A 6,842-nucleotide genomic window follows, 5' to 3' on the forward strand; every position below is an offset into this window, starting at 1 on the left:
GTCGCTGGCATCCAGGCCGTAGGCTTTCTGCATCCAGCACAGCCGGTTGACCAGCGCCTGATGGCTGTTGCCAGCGCCCTTCGGGCGACCGGTGGAGCCGGAGGTGTAGATCACGTAGGCGAGGTTCAGCGGGGCCACGTCGATGTTCGGGTTGGCGTCGCTGTAGCCGTCCAAGTTCTCGGTGTCCAGGTCCAGGCTGCGCAGGCCGGCCGGGATCGGCAGGGCTTCGTGCAGGTGCGACTGGGTCAGCAGCAAGGCGATGCCGCTGTCCTCGAACATGTAGCTCAGGCGGTCCTGGGGATATTCCGGGTCCAGTGGCACATAGGCGCCACCGGCCTTCACGATACCCAGCAGGCCGATGACCATCTCCAGGCTGCGCTCCATGGCGATGCCCACCAGCACGTCCGGGCCCACGTCCTGCTCGCGCAGCTTGTGCGCCAGCTGGTTGCCACGGCGGTTGAGCTCGGCATAGCTCAGGGTCTGCTCGCCAAACACCAGCGCCGGGGCGTCCGGGGTGGCGAACACCTGGGTCTCGATCAGCTGGTGGATGCTGGTTTCGCCTGGGTAATCGGCTTGCGTGGCATTCCAGCCATGCACCATCTGCTGTCGCTCCCCGTCATCCAGCAATGGCAGCTCAGCCACTCGCTGGCCTGGGTTGGCGACGATGCCATGTAGCAGGTTCAGCCAGTGCCGCGCCATCTGCTGTATGGTCGAGGCATCGAACAGGTCGGTTGCAAAGGTCAGCGTGGCGCTGATGCCCTGCTCATGTTCGAAGCTGTCCAGCGTGAGGTCGAACTGCGCCGCCTGCACGTTCCATTGCAGGCCCTCCACCTCCAGGCCGGGCAAGCTGCGGCGCTCGCCCTTGCCCCGGGTCTGGTGGTTGTACATCACCTGGAACAACGGGCTGTGGCTCAGGCTGCGTTCAGGCTGCAAGGCATCGACCAGCTGTTCGAATGGCAGGTCCTGATGCACCTGCGCGCCCAAGGCTCGTTGCCGCACTTGCGCCAACAGCTCGGTGAAGGTCAGTTGCGTGTCGAACTCGGCTCGCATCACCTGGGTATTGACGAAAAAGCCGATCAGCCGCTCGGTCTCTACGCGGTTACGGTTGGCGATGGGCACGCCCACGCGCACATCGGCCTGCCCGGAGTAGCGGTGCAACAGTACCTGGAAACTCGCCAGCAGCAGCATGAAGGGTGTCGCCCCCTGGTGCTGCGCCAACTGTTTGAGTGACAGGCTCAACGCCTCGCCCAGGTCAACGTCGACCCGCTCACCGCGATAGCTTTGCAGCGCCGGGCGTGGCCTGTCGGTGGTCAGTTCCAGCACCGGATGGTCGTCGCCCAGCTGCGCCATCCAGTACGCCAGCTGACGCTCACGCTCGCCGGCGTCCATCCAGGCACGCTGCCAGATTGCATAATCGGCGTACTGGATCGGCAGTTCGGCCAGCACCACCTCGCGACCTTGGCTATAGCCTTCATAAAGCTGCACCAACTCATCGATGAGCAAGGGCATCGACCAGCCATCGGCGACGATATGGTGCAAGGTGAGCACCAGCACGTGCTCGTCCTGCGCCAGTTCCAGCAGTTTCACCCGCAGCAGCGGCCCATGGACCAGATCGAACGGCTGCTGGACCTCAAGCGCGACCTGCGCCTGCAAAACCTGCTCCTCCACGGCCCCCAAGGCCTGGCGGGCCAGCTGGAAAGGCTGGTTCGGGTGGATGACCTGCATCAGCTGGCCATCTGCCTCGGCAATGGTCGTGCGCAAGGCTTCATGACGCTGGATCAGCGTCGCAAAGCTGCGCTGCAGGGCTGCCAGGTCAAGCTGCCCCCTGAACCTGAGCGCGGTCGGGATGTTGTAGGCCGAGCCGGTGGGCTCCAGCTGCCAGAGAAACCACTGGCGTTGCTGGGCATAGGACAGCACGGGGCGTTCGACATCGTGCCTGGCTACCGGAATGGGCAGTTGCGCAAGCGTGACGCCCTTGGACGCCAGTTTTTCGAGAAACAGCTTCTGCTGCGCCAGGGGCAGACGGATGAAGCGATAAACCAGGTCTGCGTTTCTGTTGTCCGTGTGCATCTCAAACCGCCTCGAGCTCTGCCATGAAGTCCTGGAGCTCATCCAGGTCTCCGTCGTTTCGGGTACCGAGACTGCCGACCTCTTGTGCAAAGGCCTGCAGGTTCTCTGTCTGGAACAACAACGCGAGTGGCAGGTTCGTACCCAGTTCGATCTGCAGTCGTGCTACCGCCTGGGTTGCCAGCAAGGAGTGGCCCCCCAGCTCGAAGAAGTTGTCGGTAAGAGATACGTTTTCCAGGCCAAGAACTTCAGCCCATACCGCTGCGATCCGACGCTCCAGCTCCGTTTCCGGCGCCACATGGGCCGCCCGGCGCAGGTTGCCGTCAGGCTGTGGCAGGGCCTTGCGGTCCAGCTTGCCGTTCGGTGTCAGTGGCAGGCGTTCCAACAGCAACAGGTGCGCGGGCACCATGTAGTCCGGCAGGCTGGCTTTCAGCCTGGCGCGCAGGGTGTCAAGCAGCGCCGCCCGGGCTTCCTCGCTGGCAACCGACGCTGCATCGGCTGGCACCACATAGCCCAGCAGTTGCTTGCCGCCCGGCGCATCCAGCGCCAGTACCACGGCTTCGCGGACTGCGTCCTGTAGTTGCAGGCGCGCCTCGATCTCGCCAAGTTCGATACGGAAGCCGCGAATCTTCACCTGATGGTCGATACGCCCGGCATATTCGATGACTCCGTCGGCGTCATAGCGCGCCAGGTCGCCGGTGCGATACAGGCGGCCACCCTGCCCGCCGAACGGGTCGGGGATGAAGCGTTCGGCGGTAAGCCCAGGGCGCGCCAGGTAACCACGCGCCAGGCCCGCACCCGCCATGTACAGCTCCCCTACCACCCCTACCGGCAGCGGCGTTACGGCCTCGCTCAACAGGTAAGCGGCACTGTTGGAAAGCGGCCGGCCGATATTGGCCTGGCCACCTTGGGTGCGCAGGGTGAAGGTCGAGTAGGTGGTGTCCTCCGAAGGCCCGTACAGGTCATACACCTTGAGCACGTGGCCAGTGCCGTACAACGCGTCGACCAGCCCCTGCTTGAGAGCCTCCCCCGCCAGGTTGATGATGCGAACACCGGACGGCAACTGGCCGGTTTCATGCAGGACCTTGATGGCCGACGGCACCGTGTTGACCAGGCGTACCTGGTCTTTGGCCGGCAGGTGCGGCAGCTCCAGGGCATTGGCCGCCAGTACCGCATAGCCACCCGAGCCCAGGGTCACGAACAGCTCCCAGACCGACAGGTCGAAACAGATCGATGTGGACGCCAACACGCCGCACAGGTCCTGCTGGCTGTACACCGACTGCGCCCAGCCGATCATTGCCACGGCATTGCGATGCTCGATCTGGACGCCCTTGGGATTGCCGGTGGAACCTGAGGTGTAGATGCAGTACGCCAGGTTGTCCGGCGTGCTCACGCACACCGGGTCGGCCGCTTCGTAGCCGTCGAGCAGCAACTGGTCCACCAGCAGCGTTCGCGCCTGGAAGCTGGCCGGCAAACGCTCCTGCAGGTGCGACTGCGACAGCAGCAGGATCGACTGGCTGTCTTCGAGCATGTACACCAGGCGGTCCTGCGGGTAGCCAGGGTCGAGCGGCACGTAGGCGCCGCCCGCCTTGAGAATGGCCATCAGCGCGACCACCATGTCCAGGCCACGCTCCATGGCGACACCTACCAGCACCTCCGGGCCCACGCCAGCCTCGCGCAGTTTGTGGGCCAGCTGGTTGGCCCGTACATTGAGCGCAGCATACGTGAGCGTCTGCTCGCCGTGGATAAGTGCAACTGCGCCTGGCGCAGCAACCACCTGCGCCTCGAACAGCTGATGGATACAGCGGTCGGCCGGGTAACTGGCCGCCGTGCGGTTCCAGTCCTGCACGATACGCTGATGCTGTGCGGCATCGAGCAGCGGCAGGTCGCCGAGTGCAGCAAACGGGTCACTCACCAGCGCGTCAAGCAGCGTACCGAAGTGATGGGCCAGCTGCTCGATTGCCTCGCTGCTCCAGTGCGCACGGTCATGCCGGTACTGGATAGCCAGGCTGTCGCCAAGGCTCACCAGCAGGGTCAGCGGATAGTTGGTCTGCTCGCGCACCTGCACTGGGCCAAACTGCAAGCCACTCGGTGCGCCCTGCCGAAGGGCCTCGGACACCGGGTAACTTTCGAACACCACCAGGCTGTCGAACAGGGCTTCACCGCCAAGGCCGGCCCAGCGCTGCACGTCGTACAGCGGCGTATGTTCGTATTCACGCATGGCCAGGTTGCTGGCCTGCACCTGCCCGATCCATTGCGCAACGCTTTGCTCGCCTTGCGGTGTACCAACCACCGGCAGGGTGTTGATGAACAAGCCGATCTGCGCCTCCACGCCCGCCAGCTCCGCTGGCCGGCCGGCGACCGTTGCACCGAAGCAGACCGACGACTGCCCGGTATAGCGCTGCAGCAGCAACAGCCAGGTAGCCTGTACCAAGGTGTTGACGGTGACACGCTGGGCACGCGCAAAGGCTTCAACCCGCTCGGTACGCCCTGCACCGAATGCCTGGTGATGAACCTGATGGCCCTGGCCATCAGGTTCACCTTTGCGCACGGCCTGGGCTAGGCGCGTCGGCTCGTTGAAGCTGGCCATCTGGCCCTGCCAGAACCGCTCTGCCGCCGCCCTGTCCTGGCGCTGCAACCAGGCGATGTAGTCACGGTAGCTGCCCGCCGCTGCCACCACAGGTTTACCGGCATGACGCTGCAACACCTCACCCAGCAACTGCGAGGTGCTCCAGCCATCCAGAAGGATGTGATGGCAGGTGAAGATCAGGTGATGACGTGCCTGCGCCGTACGCACCAGCACCAGGCGCAACAAGGGTGCCTCGACCAGATCGAAGCCACGCTGCCGGTCGGCTTCCGCCAGGCTGTCCAGCTCCCGCGCCAGCTCATCCTCGTCACGCCAGTCATATTCGCTGAACGGCAGTGTCACCTGCTTGTGCACGACCTGCACCGCCTGGCCCAGGTCCCCCTGCCAGATGAAGCTGCTGCGCAAGATGTCGTGGGCCTGCAAGGCAGCATCCCAGGCCTGTCGGAAGGCTTGTACATCCAGGCCATCCACATCCACGCGCATCTGGTTGATGTAGTTGCCGCTGCCTTGCTCGTAGATGCTGTGGAACAGCATGCCCTGCTGCATCGGCGACAACGGGTAGACGTCGGCGATCTGCGCCACGGCAACCGGCAGCTGGTCGAGCTGCGCCTGGGTCAGGTCGGTCAACGGGAAGTCGGACGGGGTCAGGCCGCGATGTCTACCCTCACAGCAATGCTCGATGATTTCAGCCAAGGCCTGCTGGTAAGCCTGGGCCAGCTGTTCGATGGTTTCGCGGCGATGAATGTCCTGGCTGAAGGTCCACTCCAGGCGTAGCTCGCCGCCATATACCTGACCGTTGACGGTCAACAGGCTGGCCAACGGTGCTTCGGCATCCTGCCTGGCGCCATCGTTCTCCTTGGCGGGGGTGAACAGAGCTGCTTCGCCATCGAAGCTGCCGTCGAACTGCCCGAGGTAGTTGAAGACGATCTGGCCTTCAGGCAATGCTGCAAGGGCCTCGCGGCTCGCGGCATCACCGAGGTAGCGCAGCACGCCATAGCCCAGGCCTTTGTCAGGTACGGCGCGCAGCTGTTCCTTGATGGTCTTGATCGAACTTGCCAGGTCTGCCTGCGGGCTCAACTTTACCGGGTACAGGCTGGTGAACCAGCCTACCGTACGCGTCAGGTCGATACCCGCGAACAGGTCTTCACGGCCATGCCCTTCCAGGCGCACCAGCACTTCGGGCTGGCCGCTCCAGCGGCCAACTGCTTGCGCCAGGGCCGTCAGCAACAGGTCGTTGATCTGCGTGCGATAAGCCACCGAGCAATCCTGCAACAGCCGTTGGGTGCTTGCCACGTCGAGGCGCGTGCTGACAGAGGCCGCATGCTTCAGTTGCCGGCTGCCTTGCGGGTTGTCGCAGGGCAGCATTTCGCTGGCCCCTTGCAACTGCCCCTGCCAGTAGCCCAGTTCCTGTTGCAATGCGGGTGCAGCGGCATAGGTTTGCAAACGCTCGGCCCAGGCTTTGTACGAAGTGGTCTTGGCCGGAAGCTGCAGTGGCTGCCCGGCAGCCAGGGTCTGGTAGGCCTGCTGCAGGTCTTCCAGCAGCACACGCCACGACACGCCGTCTACCGCCAGGTGATGGATGACCAAAAGCAGCCGCTGGCTACCGTCAGGCAGCACAGCGAGCATGGCACGCATCAACGGCCCGTGCTCGAGGTCAAGGCTGCGCTGGGCTTCACTGGCAGCTTGCTGCAAGTGCTCGACGCTGGCGAAATCCCGATGCCACAGCAACTGGGAGTAGCCCGCATCGGCAAATTCAGCCTGCCAGCCCACCCCATGGTCGAACACGCGCAAACGCAGGGCATCGTGATGTTCGAGCAATGCCTGCAATGCCGCATCGAGCGTCGCCGGGGCCAGCGTTTCACCTGGCGTGAGCAGCACCGACTGGTTCCAGTGATGGCGCACGACAACGGGCTGCTCGAAGAACCAGTGCTGAATGGGCGTGAGCGGCGTCACGCCCGTTACCGCACCCTGATCGATCGATACACTGTCGCCGCGATTGGCGAGCCGGGCCAGTGCCTGCACCGTCTGGGCCTCGAACAGGTCCTTGGGCGTGAACTGGATATCCACCTGGCGCGCACGGCTGACCACCTGCAACGAAATGATCGAATCGCCGCCCAGCTCGAAGAAGTTGTCGGTCAGGCCGACCTTCTCCAGCTTCAGCACATCCGCCCAGATCGCCGCAATCTGC

The 6,842-nt window shown here is 64.1% G+C and carries 2 protein-coding genes; both read right to left on the bottom strand.

What is annotated here, in order from left to right:
* Positions 1–2,070 (bottom strand): condensation domain-containing protein (locus tag CAF92_RS26160; protein ID WP_143516236.1); only part of this gene is annotated, 2,070 nt, incomplete at its 3' end.
* A 1-nt stretch (position 2,071) separates the two neighbouring features.
* Positions 2,072–6,842, bottom strand: a 4,771-nt coding sequence (locus CAF92_RS26165; protein ID WP_143516237.1) for a non-ribosomal peptide synthetase, incomplete at its 5' end; no start/stop codon positions are given.

Origin of the sequence: Pseudomonas sp. B10(2017) (assembly GCF_002113295.1) — a bacterium.
Taxonomy (GTDB): Bacteria; Pseudomonadota; Gammaproteobacteria; order Pseudomonadales; family Pseudomonadaceae; genus Aquipseudomonas; species Aquipseudomonas pudica.